This is a genomic window from Serratia rhizosphaerae (genome assembly GCF_009817885.1).
Classification (GTDB): domain Bacteria; phylum Pseudomonadota; class Gammaproteobacteria; order Enterobacterales; family Enterobacteriaceae; genus Serratia_B; species Serratia_B rhizosphaerae.
Genome location: NZ_CP041764.1, coordinates 2,868,426 through 2,890,867 on the forward strand (window position 1 = coordinate 2,868,426; position 22,442 = coordinate 2,890,867).

A 22,442-nucleotide genomic window follows, 5' to 3' on the forward strand; every position below is an offset into this window, starting at 1 on the left:
GTATTATTGGAATGTATATAGGTTATTTTTATGAAGTCGGCTGCTGTTGGGATAATGTTATTCTTACGGAAAATATATTTATCGATAAACCCCGTGGGAGATGGTGTTTTAGCCATGTAAAATTACGTGTGTGTCGAATGAAAATCAGTAAATACTGAGGGAAGGATTATTTTTGGAATAACTGTTTATCTGGATATTTAAGGATAAATAACGTGAAGAAACGCTCATCGTTGTTATTACTGTACGTCGACGTGATCTTTTCCTCCAACGCCACGGCGGGGCGTCAGGGCTGCGAAATCAAGAAAAGTAAAAGCAGAAGGGGCAACCCCTTCTGCTTTTTTTAATGCGCTTAGCCGTTGGAATACGCCACTGTGGCCTGTGACCGGCGGTTCAGCAGCACCACGAACAGCGCCAGAGCGGCAATCATCGCCCCCGTCACCGGCACAAAAACGTAGCCCAGCCCGCTGGAGACGACGGCGCCGCCGGCGGCCGCGCCCAGGGCGTTGCCGAGGTTAAATGCGCCGATATTGACCGACGAGGAGAGGCCGGGCGCTTCGCTGGCGACGCGCATCACGCGCATCTGCAGCGGCGGCACCACGCCGAAGGTGGCGATGCCCCAGATAACCATGCCCAGCGCCGCGCCGATCTCGCTGCGCGCCAGCAGCGGCATCAGCAGCATGACGGTCAGCAGCAGCAGCAGAAAACCTGTCAGCGTATTACTTTCCGAGCGGTCGGCGAATTTGCCGCCGAGGTAGTTGCCGATCGAGAAGCCCACGCCGGTCAGCATCAGCATCAGGGTGACGAAGGTCGGCGTGGCGGCGGTCAGCGTGTGCAGCACCGGCGCAATGTAGGTGTAGAGGGTAAACATCGCCCCGGCGCCCAGCACGGTGGTCAGCAGGGCGCTCAGCACCTGCGGGCGCATCAGCACCGACAGTTCACGCTTCACGTCAGGGCGTTCGCCCGCTTCTCCCTTCGGTAATGAGAACCACAGGCCCAGCATGGCGATCACCCCCAGCCCCGCGGTGGCAAGAAACGACATGCGCCAGCCGATGGTGGCACCGAGCCAGGTGGCGGCCGGCACGCCGCCGATATTGGCGATGGTCAGCCCCATAAACATGGTGGCGACGGCGCTGGCGCGTTTTTCTTTGGCAACCACGCTGGCGGCGACCACCGAGCCGAGGCCGAAGAACGCGCCGTGGTTCATGCTGGTGATGATGCGCGACAGCAGCAGCGTGGTGTAATCCGGCGCAATGCTCGACAGCACGTTACCCAGGGTAAAAATCGCCATCAGGAACATCAGCGCGTTTCTGCGCGCCCGGTGAGATAGCAGTAGGGTCATCAGCGGCGCGCCGATCATCACGCCGATGGCGTAGGCGCTGATCAGCATTCCCGCTTTGGGAATCGAGACGTCCACGCCTTCGGCAATCACCGGCAGCAACCCCATCGGGGAGAATTCGGTGGTGCCGATGCCGAACGCGCCCACCGCCAGCGCCAGCAGGGGATAATTAATTTTCATGTAACAACTCCGTTAGCCGCTGCCAAAGCGCGGAAAGAGGGGGGAAGGGGCGAAAGTATGACATCGGTCACAAAAAAGATAAGCCGGCGGCAGGCGAAAAGATTTTTGCTGATTTGCGCACAATAGAAGGAGAAGAAGGGCATTTTCTGCAAGATGGACCGGCGGAGAACAGCGGCCCGGGCGAGCCGCTGTGTATGACCGTTACGCCGCGAAGCCGCCGTCGATGGTCAGGCTGGCGCCGGTGATATAGCCGGCTTCCGGGCCGGCCAGGTAGGCGACAAAGCTGGCGATCTCTTCATCCTTTCCATAGCGGTTGATGGCCATCAACTGCTTCAGCTGTTCGGCGAACTCGCCGTCGTCCGGGTTCATATCCGTATCCACCGGGCCGGGCTGCACGTTATTGACGGTAATGCCGCGTGGGCCGAGGTCGCGCGCCATACCTTTGGTCAGGCCGACCAGCGCGGATTTACTCATGGCATACGCCGCGCCGCCGCCAAACGGCATACGTTCGGCGTTGGTGCTGCCGATATGGATAATGCGGCCGCCGTCGTTCATATGGCGCGCCGCTTCCTGGCTGGCGATGAAGACGCTGCGCACGTTAACCGCCAGCGTGCGGTCCAGATCGTCCAGCGTCAGCTCTTCGATGCCGCCCATGGCAAACACCCCGGCGTTGTTCACCAGAATATCCAGCCGGCCAAAGTGCTGCACCGCCTGCTGCACCGCCAGGCGCAGCGCCTCGGCGTCGGCGCTGTCGGCCTTGATGGCCAGCGCCTTGCCGCCGGCAGCGGTTATGGTGTCCACCACGGCGTTGGCCTTATCGGCGGAGGAGACATAGGTCAGCGCTACTGCCGCACCCTCGCGCGCCAGGCGCAGCGCGATAGCGGCGCCGATGCCACGTGAACCGCCCTGAATAAAGGCGACCTTGTTTTGCAGAGGTAATGTTGCCGTCATGTTGTTTCTCCTTAAAAGGGGTGAAATAAACATTGTGGAGCCAGTATCCGAGATGAGGCCGGCGGGGACAGTTCAGAAAGAGCTACGCGCGTAAATCTCTCCGACTGCCCTGACGCGGCGATATCATTACTCACTCACCAAGGCGGTATTTTGATAATGTCTTCTTGGGGATAGTGTAAATATGCGGCGCCAGCCAGCGCGCGACGATCTTGTCAGAAAAACACCGTTCATAAAAAGGCCGCCGATGTTCATCGGCGGCCTTTTTTAGCCTTGGAAGCGCTCAGCCGCCGTTCAGGATGCGCTGGCTTCAGACTGGCGCTGCGCCTTGCGCCGCAGCCGCAGTTTTTTCACCAGATTATGGGCTTCCTTACTGCTGGCTACCGTCGGCGGGGAACCGCGCAGCGGTTTTTTGGCCGTTTCGCGCAGCGTCAGCACGGTGATAATGCCGATAACTCCGGCGCCCATCATATAGTAAGCCGGCATCATGATATTGCCGGTGGTATCCACCAGCCAGGCGGTGATGAGCGGCGTGGTGCCGCCGAACAGTGAAACCGACAGGTTAAAGCCGATGGCCAGCGCGCTGTAGCGCACGTCGGTGACGAACAGCGCAGGCAGCGTGGCCGGCATGGTGCCGCTAAAGCAGGAGTGCAGCACGCCCAGAATGACCAGACCGGCAAATACCGCCACCAGATTGCCGGAAGCCAGCAGGGTAAAGGCGGGGATGGCGAGCAGGATCAGCCCGGCGGCGCCCAGCGCGATAACCGGGCGACGGCCGATGCGGTCGGTGGTGTAACCCCAGAACAGCGTCAGCGGCATCATGACGAACATGATCACCATCACCAGCAGCAGGCTGCTGAGCTGTCCCAGTCCCAGAATGCCGCTGAGGTAGCTTGGCATATAGGAGGTCAGCATATAGTTGGACACGTTAAACAGCAGCACCAGCCCCACGCATTTCAGGATCGAAGAACGGTACTTCTTCAGCATCTGCAGCAGGCCGAGGCGCGGCTTGCTGTGCTCCAGCGCCTCTTGCTGCGCCATATGCTGCTGAAAGGCCGGCGTCTCTTCCAGTTTCAGACGGAAGTAGAAGCCGATTAACCCCATCGGCGCGGCGATAAAGAACGGTATGCGCCAGCCCCAGTCCAGCATCACCTGTTCAGAGAGCGTGGAGGTAAGGATGGTCACCAGGCTGGCGCCGAGCAGATAGCCGCCGATGGTGCCGAACTCCAGGAAACTGCCCATAAAGCCGCGGCGTTTATCCGTCGAGTATTCGGCGATAAAGGTGGCGGCGCCGGAGTATTCACCGCCGGTGGAGAAGCCCTGCAGCAGGCGAGCCAACAGCAGCAGCACGGGGGCCAGGATGCCGATGGAGGCGTAGCTGGGGATAAGGCCGATGCAGCAGGTGCCGATGGCCATCATGATCATGGTGATGGCCAGGACTTTTTGCCGGCCAATCCGGTCGCCCATCCTGCCAAACACAATGCCGCCGATCGGGCGGATCAGGAAGGCGGCGGCGAAGGTGCCGAAGGAGGCGATCAACTGTGCCGCCGTACTGGCGTTGGGGAAAAATACTTTACCGATGACTAACGCCAGGTAGCTGTATACGCCAAAATCAAACCATTCCATGGCATTGCCCAGCGCGGCTGCGCCGACGGCTCGTTTGAGCATATCACTATCAACAATAGTAATATCGTCAACGGTCAATTCCGGCGACTTATTGTTGAGAGGGAGGTGCTCATTCGGTGGTGTGGTTGAAGATATTCGGGAGGTCATATTTTCCTCAAAAGGGTTGCGTGATATTTATCGTATTTGTTGTCCTAATGTAAAATAAGAACATAAAACTAACGTAATAACGTCAGGCTGGGGATTATTCGGGGGCGCTACTCTAATATACCCGTGCGGATAATTGCAAGTTTCGGCCGGATATTCATTTTTACGGGTGATAATTTCCGTTGTTATTACAGGATGTGTCACTTGGTTTCATATTATCACCGTTTGTTGTGATAATGTGTAAATTAGCTGTCGCCAATGCCCCTGCCTGTTTTCAGGTTTTTTATTGTATTTTTTATTGGTGTGTTTAATGTGGCAAAAAATGGCTTTTTTAATATTGTTGTTGGTTTAATTATTTTTCCTCTGCGTACACGGCCATTTTTAATAATAGAGTGCGTCCAGCTCGGCACGGCTGAGGGGCTCGTCTGCCTGGAGAAAAAAGGGAACAATATTTATGTTTTATTGAGCGATTTGGGCAGGGAGTTTTATTATAATAGTCAATCAATCCGTCAGCTGTTGCAGAGCCTTATGCCGAATTCGCATAGCCCGTTAACCGATCCTCAGTTTGTTGCTGAATTACAGCAGCAGATGCTGCAATTTGCCCGACTGCAGCTGAATGATTTTCATCAGGCGGAGGATGTTGTGCAGGAAGCCTTTGAAGGGGCTATGAAAAATGCGGGTTCTTTTGCTGGCAGGGCGGCGTGGAAAAGTTGGGTGTTTGCGATTTTACGCCATAAAATTGCCGATATGCTGCGTATGCGTTACCGCCAGGCGGAGGTGACATCCGCGGGTGAGGAAGATCAGCAAAACTTTGAGGCGCTGTTTGACGCGCAGGGGCACTGGCCGGCTGGTGAACGGCCTCAGCGCTGGCATCAGCCGGACGAGTCCTGCGAACAGGCGCAGTTTTGGCAAATCTTTGAGCTTTGCCTGACGCAGGTGCCGGCCAAGAATGCTAGGGCTTTTATGATGCGCGAATTTATCGGCCTGGAGACGCAGGAGATCTGCCGCGAGATGGCGCTGTCGGTCACCAATCTTAACGTCGTGCTGTGGCGGGCGCGTATGCGCCTGCGGGAGTGTTTATCACAGCGTTGGTTCAGCCGTGAAGGAGGCGAACATGCTTAACTGCCACCGTGCGACCCGCCTGATGTCTCAGGCTCAGGATGCGCCGCTGCCGTTTGCGCAGCGTGCGGCGCTGCGCTTCCACCAGCTGTTTTGCTCCGGCTGCCGTAACTTTCAGACGCAGCTGGTCGATCTGCGCAGCATCACTTCGGCTTTCGCCCAGGGCAAAGATCGGTCGCCTAAACGTTAGAGCGCGGTACCCGGCGCCGGCACAGCAGGCTGTCGAGCGCCAGCTTGCCGCCGCCGTAGCTCATCAGATAAATTTGCGCGCTCATCCACATGCTGTGAACCGGCCAGGCATCCGGATAGACGAAGATCTGGATCACCAGCGTCATCACCCACAGCGCCAGCGCGGAAAAGCGTGTCGCCAGACCGAGCAGCAGCAGTAACGGAAAGAGATGCTCCGCCACGGCGGCCAGGCTTGCCGCTATGGCCGGCGGCAGCAGCGGCAGTTGGTATTCGGTGGCGAATAGCGCCAGCGCGCCGCTGCTCAGGTGCGGTATCCCCAACCGCAGCGGCTCTCCGCCCAGGATATCGATCGTCAGCCCTTCAACCTTACTCTGCCCCGACAGCCAGAACGTGGCGGCCAGCGCGATGCGCGCCAGCAGGCCGAGCAGGCTTTCCCGGACAACTTTCTGGCCCTTCGCCGCCAGCGTTTGCAGTAATGCCATGTTATTTCTCCTGCCGGCCGGATACGCAAAGGATCAGGCCGTAATGGTGTAGTCGTTGTAAGGCCGGTTGGACGGCAAACGCGGTGTCCTCCGCGAGCGCTGCCGTCAGCGCCTGCGCCAGGGATTTCCGCGTCTGCAGCGCGTGGAGAAAGCGCAGCTCCGCCGCGCCGATCGCGATCAGACGCACGTCATCCTGATGGCGAAACAGTAAAACCTGTTCGGCACGGCAGGGATCCAGCTCCGCCGGCGCCTGATCCTGCTGGTGCGCCGCCCACAGGCTGAACACGGCAAACGGCGAGCCAAACAGCCGCAGCGAAGGATGCAGACGCAGGACGCTGCCGGCGGACAGCGTGGGCTGCCCGGCGTTGTCCGGCGTCGTATCTGCCGCGTGCAGAGACTCGATACACAGCAGTTCGAGCTGCGCCAGATCCGCCAGCCACGGCCAGTCAACCAGCGGGGGAAAGCCGGCCAGCCAGGCGGGCAACGCCGTCCCATAGTCAGCCAGCACCGGCGAGGTCGGCGGGTGCCGGCGGATAAATTCGGCCGCCATGGCGCGGAAGAAGCCGTCGCCAACCTGCTGTACCAGCACCGGGCAGTTTTCCGCCAGTGCGCTAACCAGCGAGGCCATCACGTTGTTGCGATAAACGGCAAAGCGCCGGGCCGGATCGCTGCCGTTCCAGGTGGTGAGCCCCTGGGGCACGGCGCCGTTGCCGTCAAGCAGCGCCTGATACAGTGCGCGTTGCATCTTTCACCTCCTCCGTCATCAACGCTTCCGCCTGACGCGCCTCATCCAGCAGCACCGCCAGCGGCGGCAGGTTGCTGTCCCATTCGATCAGCGTTGCGACGTTGCCGGTCGCCGCCAGCGCGGCACGATACAGCTGCCAGACCGGTGCGGCGACGCGGCCGTCGTGGGAATCAATCAGTAAACGGTCGCCGGCGGCGTCCTGGTTTTCCGCATGGCCCGCCAGATGTATTTCCCCCACCCGGTGCAGCGGCAGCTCGTACAGCATGGTCAGCGGATCGCGGTGGTGGTTGACGCCGCTGACGTAGAGGTTGTTGACGTCCAGCAGCAGGCCGCAGCCGCTGCGTTTTACCATCTCGCTGATAAAGGCGGTTTCACTCAGGGTAGAGTCGGCGAACTCGACATAGGTGGCCGGGTTCTCCAGCAAGATCGGCCGCCGCAGCGCATTTTGCACCTGATCGATATGCGCGCAGACCCGCGTCAGCGTGGTCTCGGTATAAGGCAGCGGCAGCAGATCGTTGAGAAAAAAGCCGTTATGCGTTGACCAGGCCAGATGTTCGGAGAATATCTGCGGCTGATAGCGTTCCACCAGAGCGGCGACGCGTTGCAGGTGGCTGCGGTCGAGCGGCGCTTCAGCGCCGATAGACATCCCCACGCCGTGAATGGACAGCGGGTAGCTTTGACGGATGGCGCTCAGGGCCTGATGAAAAGGGCCGCCGGCCACCAGATAATTTTCCGCATGAATTTCAAAAAAACCGACGTCGGGCCGCTCCTGCAGGATCTGGCCGAAGTGCTCCGGCTTGAGACCGATGCCGGCCCGCGGCGGGAGACCGCCCATCATGCTATAGCCAGGCGCATCACGGGTGACGGCAGGCGGGGTATGAACTGACGTAGTCATCGCTGTTGCTCCTGGTGATGGGCGGTGAGGGCGGCTTACATCTCTTTAAACGAGTCCAATTGACCAAAGCCGGTCGATGACGTCGGCGATTTCATTTTTACGCAGCTGCCGGTGGGCACCAGCTTCCAGGCGTTACCCTGGTAATCGGTTTTGGCCGTGCCGGCGCAGGTGGTGCCGGCGCCCGCTTTACAGTCATTTTTGCCCTTCAGTGATACGCCGTAGCATTTCTCCATGTTGCTTCCTTCAGCCGCCATGGCTGCGGTGCCTGCGGTGGTCAGCATGCTGCCTAACGCCAGCGCCAGCAGTGCGGTTGTAGTTGGCTTTTTCATTATTTCTTCCTCATGGTTGTAAAACGGATCGTTGTGTTGGCAGAAGCAGGATGGCTTCTGAGGAGTTAGTCGCAGCGGGCGCGGACTTCTTACAGAAAAAATTATTTTTTATTTAAAGTGATTGAATAACAGAAAGTTGCGTTCTGCTTGCCGCGGGGCGCGGCAATCATGCGGGGCGTGAAGAATGAGTGCGCCATGACATAAAAAAACCGCAGCCAGAGGCTGCGGTTACGGTTAGCGGGACAACCGGGCGGTCTTTGCCTGCGGGGAATTACCAGCAGACAAAGCCGCCGTCGACCAGCAGATCGACACCGGTGCAGAATGAGGCGGCGTCGCTGGCCAGGAAAATGGCCGGGCCGGCCATCTCTTCCACGCGCGCCATGCGCTGCATCGGCGTCTGGCTTTCAAACGCCTGCGTCTGATGCACCATTTCCGGCCGGGTGTTCATCGGCGTGGCGGTATAGCCGGGGCTGATGCTGTTAACGCGGATATTTTTCGTCGTCCACTCCATGGCCAGGCTTTTGCTGAGGTGGATAACGCCGGCTTTGGCGCAGTTGTAGTGCGCCTGCTCCAGGCCGCGGTTGACGATAACGCCGGACATCGAGGCGATATTGATGATGGAACCGCCGCCGCCGGCGGCCATCAGTTCCGCTTCGGCTTTGCAGGCGTGCCAGACGCCGGTCAGGTTGATATCGATCACCCGCTGCCACTGCTCGGTTTCCATCTCCAGCGCCGGGTTGGCGTTGGCGATCCCGGCGGCGTTCACCGCCACGTCAAGGCGGCCATACTGTGACTTTACGCCGGCGATGGCGCTGCGCAGCGCATCGGGATCGCGTACGTCGCCGGTAAAGGCGACGGCGTGACCGCCGATGGCGTGAATATGCCGCACGGTCTCTGCCAGGCCGCCGTCTTCACGCAGGTCGAAACAGGCGACGTTAGCGCCGGCGCTGGCCAGGCCATAGGCGATAGTCTGGCCGATGCCGCTGCCGGCGCCGGTCACAAAGGCGGTGCGTCCCTGCAGGCTGAATAACTGTTGAGCGAAATCTTTGGTCACCATCGAATATTCTCCTAGCGTTTGGCGCTGTATGCGGACTGCGTCGTTGATAAGGTTTTCGGAACGGCAAAGCGTGCCTTTTCATCCCGGGCGACAAAACTGGTCAGGAAAATGCTGACGATATACAGCCCGGCGAAGACAAACAGCACCCCTTTGGCGCCGACGGTGGTGAACAGCAGCGCCACCAGCAGCGGGCCAACAAAGCTGGACAGCCCGGCGCCGAGGTTCAGCACCGACATCGCCGCGCCTTTTCTTTCCGGCTCCAGCGAAGGCACCAGCGCGGTGAGCGGGCAGAAGCCGGCAATCAGCGCGCCGTACAGGCAACCCATCAGCAGCATGGCCATATAGTTGCCGCTGAACCAGATAGGCGCATAGGCCATGAAAATCATGGTGCAGGCGCAGCCGAAGCCGCCGAAGATCTGTACGGTGCGGCCCCAGCCAATGCGGTCGCCCACCACGCCCCAGATCAGGTTAAAGGCGATGTTGACCGTAAAGGTCAGCGCCCAGACCTTTAACCACTGTTCGGTGGTAAAACCGTGCAGCGAGAGGTAAATCGGGAAAAAGACCGGCAACGCAAACTGGGAGGTGGTGTTGATCAGCCTGACCAGACCGCCGACGCCGACGCGGGGGTTTTCCTTGATAATCGAGATGCCGCTGAGCAGGATCGCCAACTGTTCACCGACCGTCGTGCGTTCCCGCACCGTGCCTTTTACGCACATCAGAACGATCGCCGTACCGGCCAGCGCCCAGACAATGGCGCTCCACAGTACGCCGACGTGGCCGAGTACCGGGATCATCAGCGAGGCGTAGAAGTTGGCGACGATATACAGCCCGCCGGTAAACGCCAGATAGAACCAGCCGACGGCGGTCGCCAGGGTTTTGGCCGGGTTGCGGTAGGTCACCCAGACCAGGAATGAGTAGCAGAACAGCGGGTAGCCGAGGCCGCGGATACAGTAGGTCGGCACGATAATGGCGAAGTTCATGGTAGGCAGGGCCACCAGCAGGAACAGCACCTGGCCGACCAGCCAGAACATCGCGCCGATCAGCATGGTTTTACGCGGCCCCAGCGCTTCGGCCATCACGCCCGACAGCCACGCGCCGATCGCCACGGCAATGCCGTAGATGGCGATCAGCGTGGCGCTTTGCGGCATGCTCAGCCCGCGTTCGATCAGATAGGGGGAGATCCAGGCTTGTTCAACGCCGTCGCCGACGATAAACAGCAGCACGCCGATTAAACCCCAGACCAAATCCGTTCTGAGGCCGAGTATCGTCCGCGGCTCTGAGTGAGCGGGTGTCATAAAGTACTCCGTAGGCAGGTAAGATTTATAGGAATTTTAAATGGTTATGACATGATGAGGCCGCCATCGACATTGATGGTCTGGCCGGTGATATAAGAGGCGTCTTCCGAGGCCAGAAACATCACCAGCCCGGCGACGTCTTTGGGCTTGCCTGCGCGTTTTAACGGAATGCCTTCCACCCACTCCTGCATTAATTCGCCTTTGCCGTATTTTTTCTCCGGCGTGCTCAAGATCTCGCCCCAGACGCGGTCGTTATAATCCCACATCTCCGTTTCGATAATGCCGGGACAAAACGCATTGACGGTAATATTGTGGGCGGCGAGTTCCAGCGCCAGACTTTGCGTAATGCCAATCACCCCCATTTTGCTGGCGGCGTAGTGCGGCGTATAAATAAACCCGACCCGTCCCTGTCCGGATGAGGTATTAATCAGGCAGCCTTTATTCTGCTTGACCATATATTTGGCCGCTTCCCGGCAGCACAGCCATACGCCGGTGGTGTTGACGTTAAGCACGCTGTCGAATTCTTTGCGCGTCATGGAATCGAAATGGTCGATGGTAATGATGCCGGCGTTCTGAATTGAGACGTCCACCGATCCGAAGGTGTCAAACGCCAGCTGGTAGAGCGCGGCAACCTGTTGTTCGTCGGTGACGTCGGCAACCAAGGGAACGATATTGCCGCGATAGCGCTGCGTTAACCGCTCGGCCGTGGCGAGGATATCTGCCGAATAGTCGGAGATCACCAGATTGGCGCCGGCGGCGGCAAAGCGCTCGGCAATACCTTCGCCAATGCCGCGTGCGGCGCCGGTGATTACGACGGTCTGGTTGCTGAATGAATAGCTCATAACGTGGTCCTTCTGCTTCAGGGAGATCAAGATGCGTAGAGGGTGCGCTCTACCGCGCTCTGCCACTCGCGCCAGCGTTTTTGCAGGCGGCCGTGGCGTGCCATATTGGGACGAAACTCGCCGTGTACCGGCAGGTAGCTTTTCAGTTCGTCATCGGTGATATGGGTAATGGCCTTGCGCGCCAGCAGGGCGGCGCCGATGGCCGAAAGTTCGGGGATATCGCTGCGCATAACCGGGCATCCCAGCAGATCGGCCTGATACTGCATCAGCCAGTCGTTTTTGCTGGGGCCGCCGTCCACCATGAGCGCCGTCAGCGTGAAGTCATTATGCTGGCGCATGGCGGCGACCACGTCGGCAATCTGGTAGGCGACCGATTCCAGCGCCGCGCGAATCAGGTGCGCGCGTTTAACGCCGCGGCTCAGCCCGCAAATGACGCCTCTGGCGTGCTCGTTCCACCACGGCGCGCCCAGGCCGGTGAGCGCCGGTACGAAATACACCCCGAGGGTGGAATCCACCGAAGCCGGCAGCGTATTCAGCTCATGAGCCAGCTCTGCGGCGGGCAACTCACTTAAGCCGGTGCTGTCGGCCATCCAGGCGACGGCGTCGCCGGTGTGGGGAATATTGCCCTCCAGCCCGTAGACCAGCCGCTGCCCGTCATGCCAGGCGAGGGTGGTGGCGAGCGACTGGATGTCGCATTGGGCGGACGTCACCGGCGCCATGACGGACGAGCCGGTGCCGTAGGTGGCTTTGACGCAGCCGGGCTGTCCCAGCGCGTGGCCGAATAACGCGGCGTGCGAATCGCCGATCATCGCCATGATCGGAATACCGTCGGGAATGTCCGCCAGTCCTTTGGTATGGCCGAACAGGCCGCTTGAGGGTTTGACCGCCGGCAGCGCGGCGGCGGGGATCTGGAAGATGGCCAGCATCTGTTCATCCCAGCCGCCGCTGTGCAGGTTCAGCAGCTGCGTGCGCGAGGCGTTGGAGTAATCGCAGTAAAAGGCTTCGCCCGCGGTCAGATGCCAGAGCAGCCAGCTGTCGATGGTGCCCAGGCAAATCTCGCCCTGCTCGGCGAGCGCAAAGCCGTTTGGCACCGACTCCAGCAGCCAGCGCATTTTAGAGCCGGAAAACAGCGGAGCAATGGGCAGGCCGGTTGCCGTTTTAATCGGCTGCGCCTGATGATCGCGCCGCAGGCTGTCGCAAAAATCCGCGGTGCGCGAGCATTGCCAGGAGAGCGCCGCGCCGAGCGGTTTGCCGTTGCTGCGATACCAGCCGATGGCGGTTTCACGCTGATTGCTGATCGCCAGCGCGCAGACACGCTCCGCACCGACGTGCGCCACCGCCTGCGCCAGCACGTTCAGCGAGGCGTCCACCAGTAATTCCCCCGACTGTTCCACCCAGCCTTCACGCGGCGTCTGAATGGACAGCGCCTGTGAAAACTTGGCGATGACCTGGCCGCATTCGTCCAGCGCGACGGCTTTGGCATTGGTGGTGCCTTCATCAAGCGCGATGATGACATTCTTTGTTGCCGACATAGAGTTTCTCCAAATAACGCAGAATTCAGGCGACGACCGGCATGGCGGAAAGCGGATCGCGTTGGCGCGGTCTGCGCCGACAGGGCAAGACATACGCCTTCCTCTCTCGGCTTGAATATATATTCATGTGTGATTATTTATTTAGTGCACGATAACCAAGTTGCCAAAGCTCAGCCACCGGCAAAGTCTGCAAATGTGCTTGCTATCACATTTCTAACGCGGCGCAGTGTGACGGGATAAAAGGGGAAGGTGATTTATCTTTTTGATAAAAAGCTATTTTTTCGTGCCGCCTCCGAAAGGTTTGGGGTGGCGGCAAACACGGTAACCGACCGGACTGGGGAAAATCAGTCCGTGACCAGCATTCTGGAAGTGTGGTAATCGGTGATCAGCACATCGATATAACCGCCGTTCAGCGCGCCCTTGATGGCGGCGACTTTGTCGCGGCCACCGGCCAGTGCGACGACGTTCGGGCATTTTTTCACTTTGTCGAGCGCCATGCCGATCACCGGATCTTCATCGTCGCTCAGCACCGGGGCGCCGTGCCGGTCAAAATAGTGCAGGCAGATATCGCCGACGGCGCCGCGCTCGGCCAACCGTGCCAGCATCTCCTCCTGATAGTAGTTGCCGGAGGTTTTCAGCAGCTGGGACGGTTCCAGAATGCCGATACCGACGATGGCGACGTCGACATCATCGAAATGGGCGATCACTTCGGCGACGTCGCTGCTGGCCATCAGGCGCGCTTTTTCATCCATCGAGCCTTCAATGCTCTGCGCCGGCAGCAGCCAGGCTTTGCAGTTGAGCTGCTGCGCCAGGGTCTGCGTCAGGATGGTGGCCTGCACGTTGCCGTTGGGCCCCACGCCGCCCAGCAGTTGGATAACGCCGTTCGCCTTCAGGTTCTGGGTGTGCACCTCATCCACCATGGCGCGGATGGTGCTGCTCCAGGAGGAGACGCCCACCAGATCGTTAGGCCGCAGGCGGGTTTCCATATAGTGGGCGGCGGCCGAGCCGATGGCGCGTTTCAGCACCGCGTCGGAAGCCTCTTCTGCAACGTCGACCACGATGGCCTGCTTAATGCCGTAACGCTCTTCAATGCCTTTTTCGATATTCAGAAAAATATTGGAGGGCTGAACAACGCTGATTTTGACCAGTCCTTCTTTTTGGCAGCGGGTGATAGCGCGCGAAACGAAAGATTGGGAAAGGGATAATGATTGTGCGATCTCAGACTGCTTGCGACCCTCCAGGTAGTAAAGCGTGGCAATCTTAACCAAGAGCCGTTGTTCATCCTGCTTAGCCATGTTGTTCCTCAACTATCAATTAGGTGCAATCAGTATGTTTTAGCCCGTCATCATACGCGAAAAAGTATGGACTTTAAGTGTGATGGAACTCTAATTTTCGCCAATGGTGTCGTACCGCGCTGGACAAACTTGCAGCGATGATCATACTATCATGAATATAAAATCATGATTGAATATATATTCATGATGGCAGATATCCCGCTTTGTTAGTGAATGGGGGCCTGTAAACGCAACGGTTTGGCAGGTTACCCCTCTTTTTTAACCAGGTGGAATAAATATTCGTGAAGGAATAATAATTCGGAGGCGATTATGAACCCGTTCTCACTGTCAGTGCCGGAACTGGAAAGCAAAGCGCGTGCGGTACGACGCCATATCATCAACCTGAACGCCAACAGCCCCGCCGGCGGACATACCGGGGCCGATCTGTCGCAGGTTGAACTGCTGACCGCGCTGTATTTCCGCATTCTGAACTGTGCGCCTGACCGCCTGGACGATCGGGATCGCGATATCTATATCCAGTCGAAGGGACATGCCGTCGGCTGCTACTACTGCGTGCTGGCGGAGGCGGGCTACTTCCCGCAGCCCTGGCTGGCGACCTACCAGCATGCCAACTCGCACCTGCCGGGGCATCCGGTGAAGCAGAAAACGCCGGGCATTGAACTGAACACCGGCGCGCTGGGGCACGGTTTCCCGGTGGCGGTGGGGCTGGCCATTGCCGCCAAGCGTGACAACAGCAAGCGCCGCATTTTCCTGATCACCGGCGATGGCGAACTGGCGGAAGGCAGCAACTGGGAGGCCGCGATGGCGGCGGCGCACTACAAGCTGGATAACCTGGTGGTGATTAACGATAAAAACGGGCTGCAGCTGGCCGGCGCCACCAAAGACATTATGAGCACCGATCCGCTGGATGAAAAATGGCGCGCTTTCGGGATGGAAGTCACCGAATGCCGGGGCAACGATATGGCCTCCGTGGTGGCGGCGCTGGAAAACCTGCCGCAGAACGGCAAGCCGCACGTGCTGATTGCGCACACCACCAAGGGCGCCGGCGTGTCATTTATTGCCGGCAAGCCGGAGTGGCATCACCGGGTGCCGAAAGGCGATGAGATTACGCAGGCCATGGCCGAGCTGAGCGATCGGGCAGAAGAGGAGGTATAACGTGAGTAATGCAGAACATTTGGCGAACGTAATGGTGACGGCGTTTATCGATGCGGTAGATAACGGCGTCGATCTGGTGCCGGTAGTGGCGGACTCCACCTCCACGGCGAAAATCGCGCCGTTTATGCAGCGCTTCCCCGATCGTCTGGTTAACGTCGGCATTGCCGAACAGACGCTGGTGGGGGCCGCGGCGGGGTTGGCGATGGCGGGAAAAATCGCCGTCACCTGTAACGCCGCGCCGTTCCTGGTCGCCCGGGCGAACGAGCAGGTGAAGGTCGACGTCTGCTACAACAATACCAACGTGAAGCTGTTCGGCCTTAATGCGGGCGCCAGCTATGGGCCGCTGGCGAGCACCCATCATGCCATCGACGATATCTCCGTGATGCGCGGTTTTGGCAATATCCAGATTTTCGCCCCTTCTTCACCGTTGGAATGCCGCCAGATCATCGAGTATGCGCTGGAACACGTCGGGCCGGTCTATATCCGGATGGACGGCAAAGCCCTGCCGGAGCTGCATGATGAGACCTACCGTTTCCAGCCGGGCGCCGTCGATGTGTTGCGCACCGGGAGCGATGTGGCGCTGGTGGCGATGGGGTCTGCGGTGCATGAGGCGGTGGATGCGGCGGCCACCCTGGCGCAGCAGGGCGTCAGCGCGCAGGTGATCGGCGTACCGTCAATCCGTCCGCTGGACCGCGCTGCCCTGAGCGCCGCGCTGGGCGCAATCCGCACGGTGATTACGGTCGAGGAACACAATGTGAACGGCGGCGTCGGCAGCATTGTGGCGGAAGTGCTGGCGGAATATGGTCATGGCGCACGGCTGCAACGTCTCGGCATTGCCGATGGCGAGTACGCCATCGCCGCCGACCGTCAGGCAATGCGCGCGCACCATGGTCTGGATGCGGCCGGCATTGTTCGCCAGGCGCTGGCGTCGTTGCATCAATAACGGCCATTGCGCAGATTTGCCGGCAGGGGGAGGTCACGTATGCATCCGCGACAGAGGAAAATTGTGCAGATGGTGGGCGAGCATGGCCGCCTCAGCGTCGGCGCGCTGGCGCAGGCCGTCGGCGTTTCTCTGGTCACCATCCGTCATGATTTGCAGGCGCTGCATCAGCGGGGGGAACTGTTCCGGGTGCATGGCGGCGCCGTGGCCTTGCAGAGCCATGCGCTCCGGGCCGGATTACAGCGGCGCTATGCCGCCAAACAGGGGATTGCCGGGTATGCCGCCTCGCTGGTGCGCGACGGCGATACGCTGTATCTCGACGGCTGCAGCATCAGCCTGGCGCTGATCGACGCGTTGCACGCCAGGCGCGGTCTCACCATCGTGACGACGCATCCCGATATTGCCGAGCGGCTGAAGCAGAGCGAGCATCAGGCGATGATCGTGGGCGGCCTGCGGCAAATGCGGAATGATGCGAGGATCGGGGCGTTTACCTGCAGTTGCCTCAGCCAACTGCGGTTTCAGCGCGCCTTCCTGGGCATCGGCGGCTGGCACTGGCAAAGCGGATTTACCGAGCCGGACCCGCTGAGCTGCGCGGTGAAAAACGTCGTCGCGGCGCACTCTGACGAGGTCGTGCTGCTGGCCGACTCGTCCAGGTTCGGCCGGACGCATCCGCACGCGCTGGCGCCCGCCGACGCCGCCGTTACCCGGGTCATTACCGACACCAGGCTGTCGCCCAAATATCGGCAATATTTCGCCCGGCGGGCGATACGTCTGAACGTCATTAATGCGCCGGAGGCCGTCTCAGGCGATTAGCACCCTGACGCCCAGCGTCTCGAACGCCTGTACCTGCGACGGCGTGATGCCGCTGTCGGTAATCAGGTAATCGATCTTCGACCACTCGCAGGGTAAGGCGAACATGGAAACCTTATCAATCTTGCTGGAGTCGGCCACCACGTAGACCTCGCTGGCGGCGTTAATCATCGCCAGTTTCAGTTTGATATCCGTTTCACTGGGAAAACTCAGCCCTGAGCGCGGCGAGATGCAGGCGGTGGCGAGAAACAGTTTTTCCGCCAGCACGTTTTCGAAGAAACCGGCCGCCTTGTCGCCGGAGGTCGACAGCGTGGGGAACTTAAAGCTGCCGCCGGTCAGCAGGATATTGATCTCCGGCTCACCGCCCAGCGTCAGCGCGATGTTGACCGCCGTGGTGATGACCGACAGCCGCTTGATATGGGCCATATATTTGGTGATCGCGGTGGTGGTGGTGCCGGAATCGAAAATCACGGTGTCGCCGTTTTCGATATAGCGCGCCGCCAGGCGGCCGATCGCATCTTTTTGCTCCAGATGGATCTGGCGTTCCAGCATCATCGCGCCGGTGTTTTGTTTACCGGCCAGCAGCGTGGCGCCGCCGTGATAGCGCTGGACCAGCCCCCTTTGCTGCAGAGTGCGCAGGTCGGTGCGGATGGTTGCTTCGGTCAGGCCGAATGCCGCAGTGAGCGCTTTAACCGTGACCGTTCCGTCCTCCCGGACCATCTCAAGGATCTTCTCTCTGCGTAGCCGAACGTCAGCCAGCTGTTCACTTTTGCTTTTCAATCGAAAGTCACCTTTTTCGTGATTGAGGTTACCTGACGGCCTACAAACTACCTCAGATTTTAACCATATGGTGAGTCTAATGCGAGAAATACGCGTACGCACCATGCTTTCGTTCGAAAATAAAATATTGTTATCTCTATGAAATAGTAGCGTAAATTTATTTATTAAATAGCAATCTATAGATTCGAATTGCTGATATCTTCCTGTAATTAAAGGATATGTTTTGTTTTTCTGGCTTTTGTTTGAAATATGATCAACTACACAAACGGAACAATATCGATCGCTTATATTTTTATTCGAAAATCAATATGTATGAAAACGATAGTGCAGGGCAGAAAGATACGGCTGAAGCGGTTTGATTTCTCCGGGGAAAACGAGGTGATGAATCAACAGCGAGTGGTGAGGCCGGTGGGCAATAACCGACGGGGTCGCGGGGGAGGTTGTGACGAACCGCTGACGCCAATCACATAATAATGAGAGAGAGCCTGATGATGAATAAGAAACTGTTGTTATTAAGCATCGCTTCCGCCTGTGTCTTTTCCGGCGCCGCGCTGGCCGTAGAAAAAGGCACCATCATGATTCTGGTCAATTCACTGGATAACCCGTACTACGCCGCCGAGGCCAAAGGCGCCAATGAGAAAGCCAAAGCGCTGGGTTACAAGACCTCCGTGCTGTCGCACGGCGAAGACGTCAAAAAGCAGAATGAGCTGATCGATACCGCGATCGGTAAAAAGGTACAGGGCATTATTCTGGATAACGCCGACTCGACCGCCAGCGTGGCGGCAATCAAAAAAGCCAAAGATGCCGGCATTCCGGTAGTGCTGATTAACCGGGAGATACCGGTTGACGATATCGCACTGGAGCAGATTACCCATAACAACTTCCAGGCCGGCTCCGAAGTGGCCAATGTGTTTGTCGAGGCGATGGGCGAAAAAGGCAAATATGCTGAGCTGACCTGCAACCTGGCGGATAACAACTGCGTGACCCGTTCCAAATCCTTCCACCAGGTGATCGATCAGTATCCGGATATGCAGAGCGTGGCGCGTCAGGACGCTAAAGGCACTCTGATTGACGGCAAGCGGGTGATGGACAGCATTTTGCAGGCCCATCCCGACGTGAAAGGCGTTATCTGCGGCAACGGCCCGGTGGCGCTGGGCGTCGTTGCCGCACTGCGCGCCGCCGGTCGCGACGACGTGGTGGTGGTCGGCATCGACGGCAGCAATGATGAACGTGACGCCGTCAAGGCCGGCGCGCTGAAGGCGACGGTGATGCTGCAGGCGCAGGCCATCGCGGCGCAAGGGGTCACCGATCTCGACAACTATATCCAGCATGGCAAACCGCCGGCGAAGCAGCGGGTGATGTTCCGCGGCATTCTGATTACGCCGGAAAACGCGCAGCAGGTGCAGGACTTCAACTTCAAATCTTAATGTGTTGCTGTCGCGCCCGTTGCGGCGGGCGCAGAGGAGAATGTGATGTTCACACGACTCGGGCCGGTAGTGCTGATTTTTCTGCTGGGCGGTTGCCGTATTGTTTCGCAGCAGGAACTGGCGGATTTAAAAAATCCGCCTAACCCGAAAATGGCGAATATTCCGCAAACGTGGCAACAGAAGCTGGTGCCGCAAATTGTTAAGGACGCCAAAGCGGATAACGCCTTGCTTGCCGAACTGGCGGCGGCGAAAGATTTTGATGAAGCCTGCCAGCGCTATGGCTACCGCAGCCAGGCGGAGAACCCCTGCCTGTTCAGCGTCAGGCTGAGCGGCACCATCACCGACGTTAACAGCACGTCGCGCAGCGGCAAAATGACGCTGAAAACCGCCGCCGGCGATGAGGTCCGGGTACAGACCGGGCCGATTATCCGCGGCACTGACCTGCGTGACGCCTATAAGGGCGCAGGCTATCAGGATTTTAACGATCAGGTGCTGTTCGGCGATTACGGCCGGGCGATCAACCAGCAGGCGGCCGACATGATGCGCGATTTCAAACCGCAGGTCGGGGATAACGTCGAGGTGGTCGGCGTATTCAGCAGTTGGGATCTGCCGGGCAAGATCGCCGAGGTGACCCCGGCCGCGATTACGCGTCGCTAAGGAGGGAAGATGAGCGAGCAATTGGCGCACTCCGCCGCGGCGGATGTGATTATCGAGACCCGCGACGTCTCCCGTTTGTACCCCGGGGTAACGGCGCTCGATCGGGTTAACTACCGGGTCTACCGCAACAGGGTCAATGTGTTGATCGGGGAAAACGGCGCCGGTAAATCAACCATGATGAAACTGCTGGCGGGCGTGGAATCGCCCTCTTCCGGCGAAATTCTGCTGAACGGGGAAACGGTGACACTGTCGTCGACGCAGCAGGCGGAGCGACACGGCATCAGCATTATTTTCCAGGAGCTGAATCTGTTCCCCAATATGAATGTGATGGACAACATCTTTATCGGCAATGAGTTTTTCCAGCGGGGCGTGATTAATGAGAAGTACCAGTATGCGCTGGCCAAATCGCTGCTGGAGCGCCTTGAGCTGGACGTTGACCCTTATGCGCCGCTGGGTGAGCTGGGCATCGGCCATCAGCAACTGGTCGAGATTGCGCGTGCGCTGTCCAAAGATACCCAGGTGCTGCTGATGGATGAGCCGACCAGCGCCCTGAGCCAGTCGGAAGTCAAAGTGCTGTTCAAGGTGATCGAGCAGCTCAAGCGGCGCGGCGTCACCATAATCTATATCTCTCACCGGCTGGAAGAGCTGATGGAGATTGGCGATCACATCACCATTTTCCGCGACGGGCGCTTTATCAGCGAGCGTGAAGTCAGCGACGCCAGCGTGCCCTGGATCATTGAACAGATGGTGGGCGATAAGAAAAAACATTTTGACTACTCGCCCGCGCCGCAGCAAGAAACGGTGCTGCAGGTTGACGGTTTGACCGCGCTGCACCCGAACGGCGGCTATCGGCTGAATGATGTGACGTTTGCACTGCGTAAAGGCGAGGTGATCGGCATTTACGGCCTGCTGGGCGCCGGCAGAACGGAGCTGTTCAAGGGGCTGATAGGCATGCTGCCCTGTCAGCAGGGACGCGTGGCGCTCCACGGCGAAGATATCAGCCGGCTTAACTTCCAGGCGCGGTTAAAAAAGGGGATCGCGCTGGTGCCGGAAGACCGGCAGGGGGAAGGGGTGGTGCAGCTGATGTCGATCAAAACCAATATGACGCTGTCCGATCTCAGCCTGAAGGGATTCCGGCGCGCCCTGCGGCCGCTGAGCCCGTCGCAGGAGCAGCATAACGTCGACGATATGGTGCGGCAGTTGGCGATCAAGGTGAGCGACAGCGAGCTGCCGATCACCTCGCTCAGCGGCGGCAATCAGCAAAAAGTGGTGCTGGGAAAAGCCTTGATGACCGGCCCCGAGGTGGTGCTGCTGGACGAGCCGACGCGCGGTATCGACGTCGGGGCGAAAACCGATGTGTATCACCTGATCGGCAAACTGGCGCACGAAGGGCTGGCGGTCATGTTCTCTTCGTCGGAACTGGATGAGGTGATGGCCCTGGCCGACCGTATCCTGGTGATGGCCGACGGACGTATTACCGCCGATCTGCCGCGCGCCGCCGTAACGCGGGAAAAATTAATCAGCGCTTCAACGCCGCATGACTGACGTCCGTCGGAGAGAAACTATGAGCCGTAACTATCTGATCTATATGTATCTGCTGAAGGCGCGCACCTTTATTGCGCTGCTGATCGTCATCGGCTTTTTCAGCGTGATGGTGCCGAACTTCCTGACCCCCTCCAACCTGCTGATCATGACGCAGCACGTGGCGATCACCGGCCTGCTGGCGATCGGCATGACGCTGGTGATTCTGACCGGCGGCATTGACCTGTCCGTCGGCGCCGTAGCGGGCATTTGCGGCATGGTGGCCGGCGCGCTGCTGACCAGCGGCGTACCGCTGTGGGGCGGCAATGTTCTGTTTTTAAACGTGCCGGAGGTGATTTTGACGGTTGCCGTATTCGGCTGCCTGCTTGGCCTGGTAAACGGCACGGTCATTACCCGTCTGGGCGTCGCGCCGTTTATCTGTACGCTGGGCATGATGTATGTGGCGCGCGGTGCGGCACTGCTGTTTAACGACGGCGGCACTTACGCCAATCTGGTGGGGATGGCGCCGCTGGGCAATACCGGTTTTGCCACGCTGGGGTCCGGCACCTTCCTGGGGGTGTATATCCCGATCTGGCTGATGCTGGCCTTTTTGCTGTTTGGCCTGTACCTGACGCGTAAAACTCCGCTCGGCCGCTATATTTATGCCGCGGGCGGCAATGAGTCCGCCGCCCGGTTGGCGGGGGTGCCGATCGTGAAGGTTAAGGTGTTTGTGTATGCCTTTTCCGGGCTGTGTGCGGCGCTGGTGGGGTTGATTATCGCGTCGCAACTGCAAACCGCCCACCCGATGACCGGCAATATGTTTGAAATGGACGCCATCGGCGCCACGGTGCTTGGCGGCACCGCGCTGGCGGGAGGGCGCGGTCGCGTATCGGGGTCGATCATCGGCGCTTTCGTGATCGTTTTCCTGGCGGATGGCATGGTGATGATGGGGGTGAGCGATTTTTGGCAGATGGTGATCAAGGGGCTGGTGATCGTCACGGCGGTGGTTATCGACCAGTTCCAGCAGAAGCTGCAAAGCAAAGTCGTGATGCTGCGCCGTCATGAACATAAACAGGCCATGCCGCAGGCGGAAGGATCGCTATTGCGCTGAGCCGGAAGACAGCGCGGCGTTGCGGTC

General features: G+C 59.0%; 22 protein-coding genes. 9 read left to right on the plus strand and 13 right to left on the minus strand.

Annotated elements, in window-relative coordinates; genetic code table 11:
• Positions 1–349 precede the first annotated feature (349 nt).
• The 3 genes from FO014_RS13385 to proP all read right to left on the minus strand — a co-directional run bounded on the left by FO014_RS13385 (position 350) and on the right by proP (position 4,237).
• A complete protein-coding gene (locus FO014_RS13385) occupies positions 350–1,516 on the minus strand; it encodes an MFS transporter (protein WP_160029873.1) in 1,167 nt (388 codons plus the stop codon).
• A 201-nt stretch (positions 1,517–1,717) separates the two neighbouring features.
• Complete coding sequence (locus FO014_RS13390) at positions 1,718–2,467, minus strand: 3-oxoacyl-ACP reductase family protein (protein WP_160029874.1); 750 nt, start codon at positions 2,465–2,467, stop codon at positions 1,718–1,720.
• A gap of 291 nt (positions 2,468–2,758) precedes the next feature.
• Positions 2,759–4,237: a glycine betaine/L-proline transporter ProP gene (gene proP / locus FO014_RS13395; RefSeq protein WP_201282862.1), complete on the minus strand. Its 1,479-nt coding sequence runs from the start codon at positions 4,235–4,237 to the stop codon at positions 2,759–2,761.
• Between the two features lie 255 nt (positions 4,238–4,492).
• On the opposite strand from proP, the gene FO014_RS13400 reads away from it, so the two are divergent.
• Both FO014_RS13400 and FO014_RS13405 read left to right on the plus strand, forming a co-directional pair.
• Entirely contained in the window at positions 4,493–5,356 is an 864-nt protein-coding gene (locus FO014_RS13400; protein WP_246167953.1) for an RNA polymerase factor sigma-70, read from the plus strand.
• Positions 5,349–5,543: an anti-sigma factor family protein gene (locus FO014_RS13405; protein WP_160029875.1), complete on the plus strand. Its 195-nt coding sequence runs from the start codon at positions 5,349–5,351 to the stop codon at positions 5,541–5,543. The genes FO014_RS13400 and FO014_RS13405 overlap by 8 nt, the downstream gene beginning before the upstream one ends.
• On the opposite strand, the gene FO014_RS13410 is transcribed toward FO014_RS13405, so the two are convergent.
• From FO014_RS13410 to FO014_RS13450, 9 genes are all read right to left on the minus strand, one after another.
• On the minus strand, positions 5,533–6,024 hold the full coding sequence (locus FO014_RS13410; protein WP_160029876.1) for a DoxX family membrane protein: 492 nt from the start codon (positions 6,022–6,024) through the stop codon (positions 5,533–5,535). The genes FO014_RS13405 and FO014_RS13410 overlap by 11 nt on opposite strands.
• A 1-nt stretch (position 6,025) precedes the next feature.
• Positions 6,026–6,769, minus strand: coding sequence for an HvfC/BufC N-terminal domain-containing protein (locus FO014_RS13415; RefSeq protein WP_160029877.1), 744 nt, complete (start codon positions 6,767–6,769; stop codon positions 6,026–6,028).
• Entirely contained in the window at positions 6,738–7,664 is a 927-nt protein-coding gene (gene bufB, locus FO014_RS13420; protein WP_160029878.1) for an MNIO family bufferin maturase, read from the minus strand. The genes FO014_RS13415 and bufB overlap by 32 nt, the downstream gene beginning before the upstream one ends.
• A gap of 35 nt (positions 7,665–7,699) precedes the next feature.
• Positions 7,700–7,993, minus strand: a complete 294-nt coding sequence (locus FO014_RS13425) for a BufA1 family periplasmic bufferin-type metallophore (protein WP_160029879.1) — start codon at positions 7,991–7,993, stop codon at positions 7,700–7,702.
• Between the two features lie 271 nt (positions 7,994–8,264).
• On the minus strand, positions 8,265–9,050 hold the full coding sequence (locus FO014_RS13430; protein ID WP_105232545.1) for an SDR family oxidoreductase: 786 nt from the start codon (positions 9,048–9,050) through the stop codon (positions 8,265–8,267).
• Positions 9,051–9,061: 11 nt separating this feature from the next.
• Positions 9,062–10,345, minus strand: coding sequence for an MFS transporter (locus FO014_RS13435; protein ID WP_105232544.1), 1,284 nt, complete (start codon positions 10,343–10,345; stop codon positions 9,062–9,064).
• A 44-nt stretch (positions 10,346–10,389) separates the two neighbouring features.
• The gene (locus FO014_RS13440) at positions 10,390–11,187 is read right to left on the minus strand and encodes an SDR family oxidoreductase (protein ID WP_160029880.1); all 798 of its coding nucleotides are present in this window, start codon (positions 11,185–11,187) and stop codon (positions 10,390–10,392) included.
• Between the two features lie 26 nt (positions 11,188–11,213).
• Positions 11,214–12,719 (minus strand): FGGY family carbohydrate kinase, encoded by a 1,506-nt coding sequence (locus FO014_RS13445; protein WP_105232542.1) that lies wholly within the window; start codon positions 12,717–12,719, stop codon positions 11,214–11,216.
• Positions 12,720–13,063: 344 nt separating this feature from the next.
• Entirely contained in the window at positions 13,064–14,014 is a 951-nt protein-coding gene (locus FO014_RS13450; protein ID WP_105232541.1) for a sugar-binding transcriptional regulator, read from the minus strand.
• Between the two features lie 309 nt (positions 14,015–14,323).
• Between FO014_RS13450 and FO014_RS13455 the strand changes: the two genes are divergently transcribed.
• Genes FO014_RS13455 through FO014_RS13465 form a run of 3 tightly spaced genes read left to right on the plus strand, consistent with a single transcriptional unit; the run spans position 14,324 to position 16,922 of the window.
• Positions 14,324–15,169 (plus strand): transketolase, encoded by an 846-nt coding sequence (locus FO014_RS13455; RefSeq protein WP_105232540.1) that lies wholly within the window; start codon positions 14,324–14,326, stop codon positions 15,167–15,169.
• A 1-nt stretch (position 15,170) separates the two neighbouring features.
• Complete coding sequence (locus tag FO014_RS13460; protein ID WP_160029881.1) at positions 15,171–16,112, plus strand: transketolase family protein; 942 nt, start codon at positions 15,171–15,173, stop codon at positions 16,110–16,112.
• A 39-nt stretch (positions 16,113–16,151) separates the two neighbouring features.
• Positions 16,152–16,922 (plus strand): DeoR/GlpR family DNA-binding transcription regulator, encoded by a 771-nt coding sequence (locus FO014_RS13465; protein WP_160029882.1) that lies wholly within the window; start codon positions 16,152–16,154, stop codon positions 16,920–16,922.
• Here the strand turns inward: FO014_RS13465 and FO014_RS13470 are convergent.
• The gene (locus FO014_RS13470; RefSeq protein ID WP_160029883.1) at positions 16,911–17,699 is read right to left on the minus strand and encodes a DeoR/GlpR family DNA-binding transcription regulator; all 789 of its coding nucleotides are present in this window, start codon (positions 17,697–17,699) and stop codon (positions 16,911–16,913) included. The two genes, FO014_RS13465 and FO014_RS13470, sit on opposite strands and share 12 nt — an antisense overlap.
• A gap of 491 nt (positions 17,700–18,190) precedes the next feature.
• On the opposite strand from FO014_RS13470, the gene FO014_RS13475 reads away from it, so the two are divergent.
• The 4 genes from FO014_RS13475 to FO014_RS13490 are packed head-to-tail and all read left to right on the plus strand — an operon-like array spanning position 18,191 to position 22,415.
• The gene (locus tag FO014_RS13475) at positions 18,191–19,126 is read left to right on the plus strand and encodes a D-ribose ABC transporter substrate-binding protein (protein ID WP_160031411.1); all 936 of its coding nucleotides are present in this window, start codon (positions 18,191–18,193) and stop codon (positions 19,124–19,126) included.
• A gap of 45 nt (positions 19,127–19,171) precedes the next feature.
• Positions 19,172–19,783, plus strand: a complete 612-nt coding sequence (locus FO014_RS13480) for a DUF2291 family protein (RefSeq protein ID WP_105232536.1) — start codon at positions 19,172–19,174, stop codon at positions 19,781–19,783.
• Positions 19,784–19,792: 9 nt separating this feature from the next.
• Complete coding sequence (locus FO014_RS13485) at positions 19,793–21,328, plus strand: sugar ABC transporter ATP-binding protein (protein WP_160029884.1); 1,536 nt, start codon at positions 19,793–19,795, stop codon at positions 21,326–21,328.
• 19 nt (positions 21,329–21,347) lie between these two features.
• A complete protein-coding gene (locus tag FO014_RS13490; protein WP_160029885.1) occupies positions 21,348–22,415 on the plus strand; it encodes an ABC transporter permease in 1,068 nt (355 codons plus the stop codon).
• Positions 22,416–22,442 lie beyond the last annotated feature (27 nt).

Bases quoted from the DNA above. Each gene is read 5' to 3' on its own strand.
- FO014_RS13385 (WP_160029873.1), bottom strand. From the start codon at position 1,516: ATGAAAATTAATTATCCCCTGCTGGCGCTGGCGGTGGGCGCGTTCGGC.
- FO014_RS13390 (WP_160029874.1), bottom strand. From the start codon at position 2,467: ATGACGGCAACATTACCTCTGCAAAACAAGGTCGCCTTTATTCAGGGC.
- proP (WP_201282862.1), bottom strand. From the start codon at position 4,237: ATGACCTCCCGAATATCTTCAACCACACCACCGAATGAGCACCTCCCT.
- FO014_RS13400 (WP_246167953.1), top strand. From the start codon at position 4,493: ATGCCCCTGCCTGTTTTCAGGTTTTTTATTGTATTTTTTATTGGTGTG.
- FO014_RS13405 (WP_160029875.1), top strand. From the start codon at position 5,349: ATGCTTAACTGCCACCGTGCGACCCGCCTGATGTCTCAGGCTCAGGAT.
- FO014_RS13410 (WP_160029876.1), bottom strand. From the start codon at position 6,024: ATGGCATTACTGCAAACGCTGGCGGCGAAGGGCCAGAAAGTTGTCCGG.
- FO014_RS13415 (WP_160029877.1), bottom strand. From the start codon at position 6,769: ATGCAACGCGCACTGTATCAGGCGCTGCTTGACGGCAACGGCGCCGTG.
- bufB (WP_160029878.1), bottom strand. From the start codon at position 7,664: ATGACTACGTCAGTTCATACCCCGCCTGCCGTCACCCGTGATGCGCCT.
- FO014_RS13425 (WP_160029879.1), bottom strand. From the start codon at position 7,993: ATGAAAAAGCCAACTACAACCGCACTGCTGGCGCTGGCGTTAGGCAGC.
- FO014_RS13430 (WP_105232545.1), bottom strand. From the start codon at position 9,050: ATGGTGACCAAAGATTTCGCTCAACAGTTATTCAGCCTGCAGGGACGC.
- FO014_RS13435 (WP_105232544.1), bottom strand. From the start codon at position 10,345: ATGACACCCGCTCACTCAGAGCCGCGGACGATACTCGGCCTCAGAACG.
- FO014_RS13440 (WP_160029880.1), bottom strand. From the start codon at position 11,187: ATGAGCTATTCATTCAGCAACCAGACCGTCGTAATCACCGGCGCCGCA.
- FO014_RS13445 (WP_105232542.1), bottom strand. From the start codon at position 12,719: ATGTCGGCAACAAAGAATGTCATCATCGCGCTTGATGAAGGCACCACC.
- FO014_RS13450 (WP_105232541.1), bottom strand. From the start codon at position 14,014: ATGGCTAAGCAGGATGAACAACGGCTCTTGGTTAAGATTGCCACGCTT.
- FO014_RS13455 (WP_105232540.1), top strand. From the start codon at position 14,324: ATGAACCCGTTCTCACTGTCAGTGCCGGAACTGGAAAGCAAAGCGCGT.
- FO014_RS13465 (WP_160029882.1), top strand. From the start codon at position 16,152: ATGCATCCGCGACAGAGGAAAATTGTGCAGATGGTGGGCGAGCATGGC.
- FO014_RS13475 (WP_160031411.1), top strand. From the start codon at position 18,191: ATGAATAAGAAACTGTTGTTATTAAGCATCGCTTCCGCCTGTGTCTTT.
- FO014_RS13480 (WP_105232536.1), top strand. From the start codon at position 19,172: ATGTTCACACGACTCGGGCCGGTAGTGCTGATTTTTCTGCTGGGCGGT.
- FO014_RS13485 (WP_160029884.1), top strand. From the start codon at position 19,793: ATGAGCGAGCAATTGGCGCACTCCGCCGCGGCGGATGTGATTATCGAG.
- FO014_RS13490 (WP_160029885.1), top strand. From the start codon at position 21,348: ATGAGCCGTAACTATCTGATCTATATGTATCTGCTGAAGGCGCGCACC.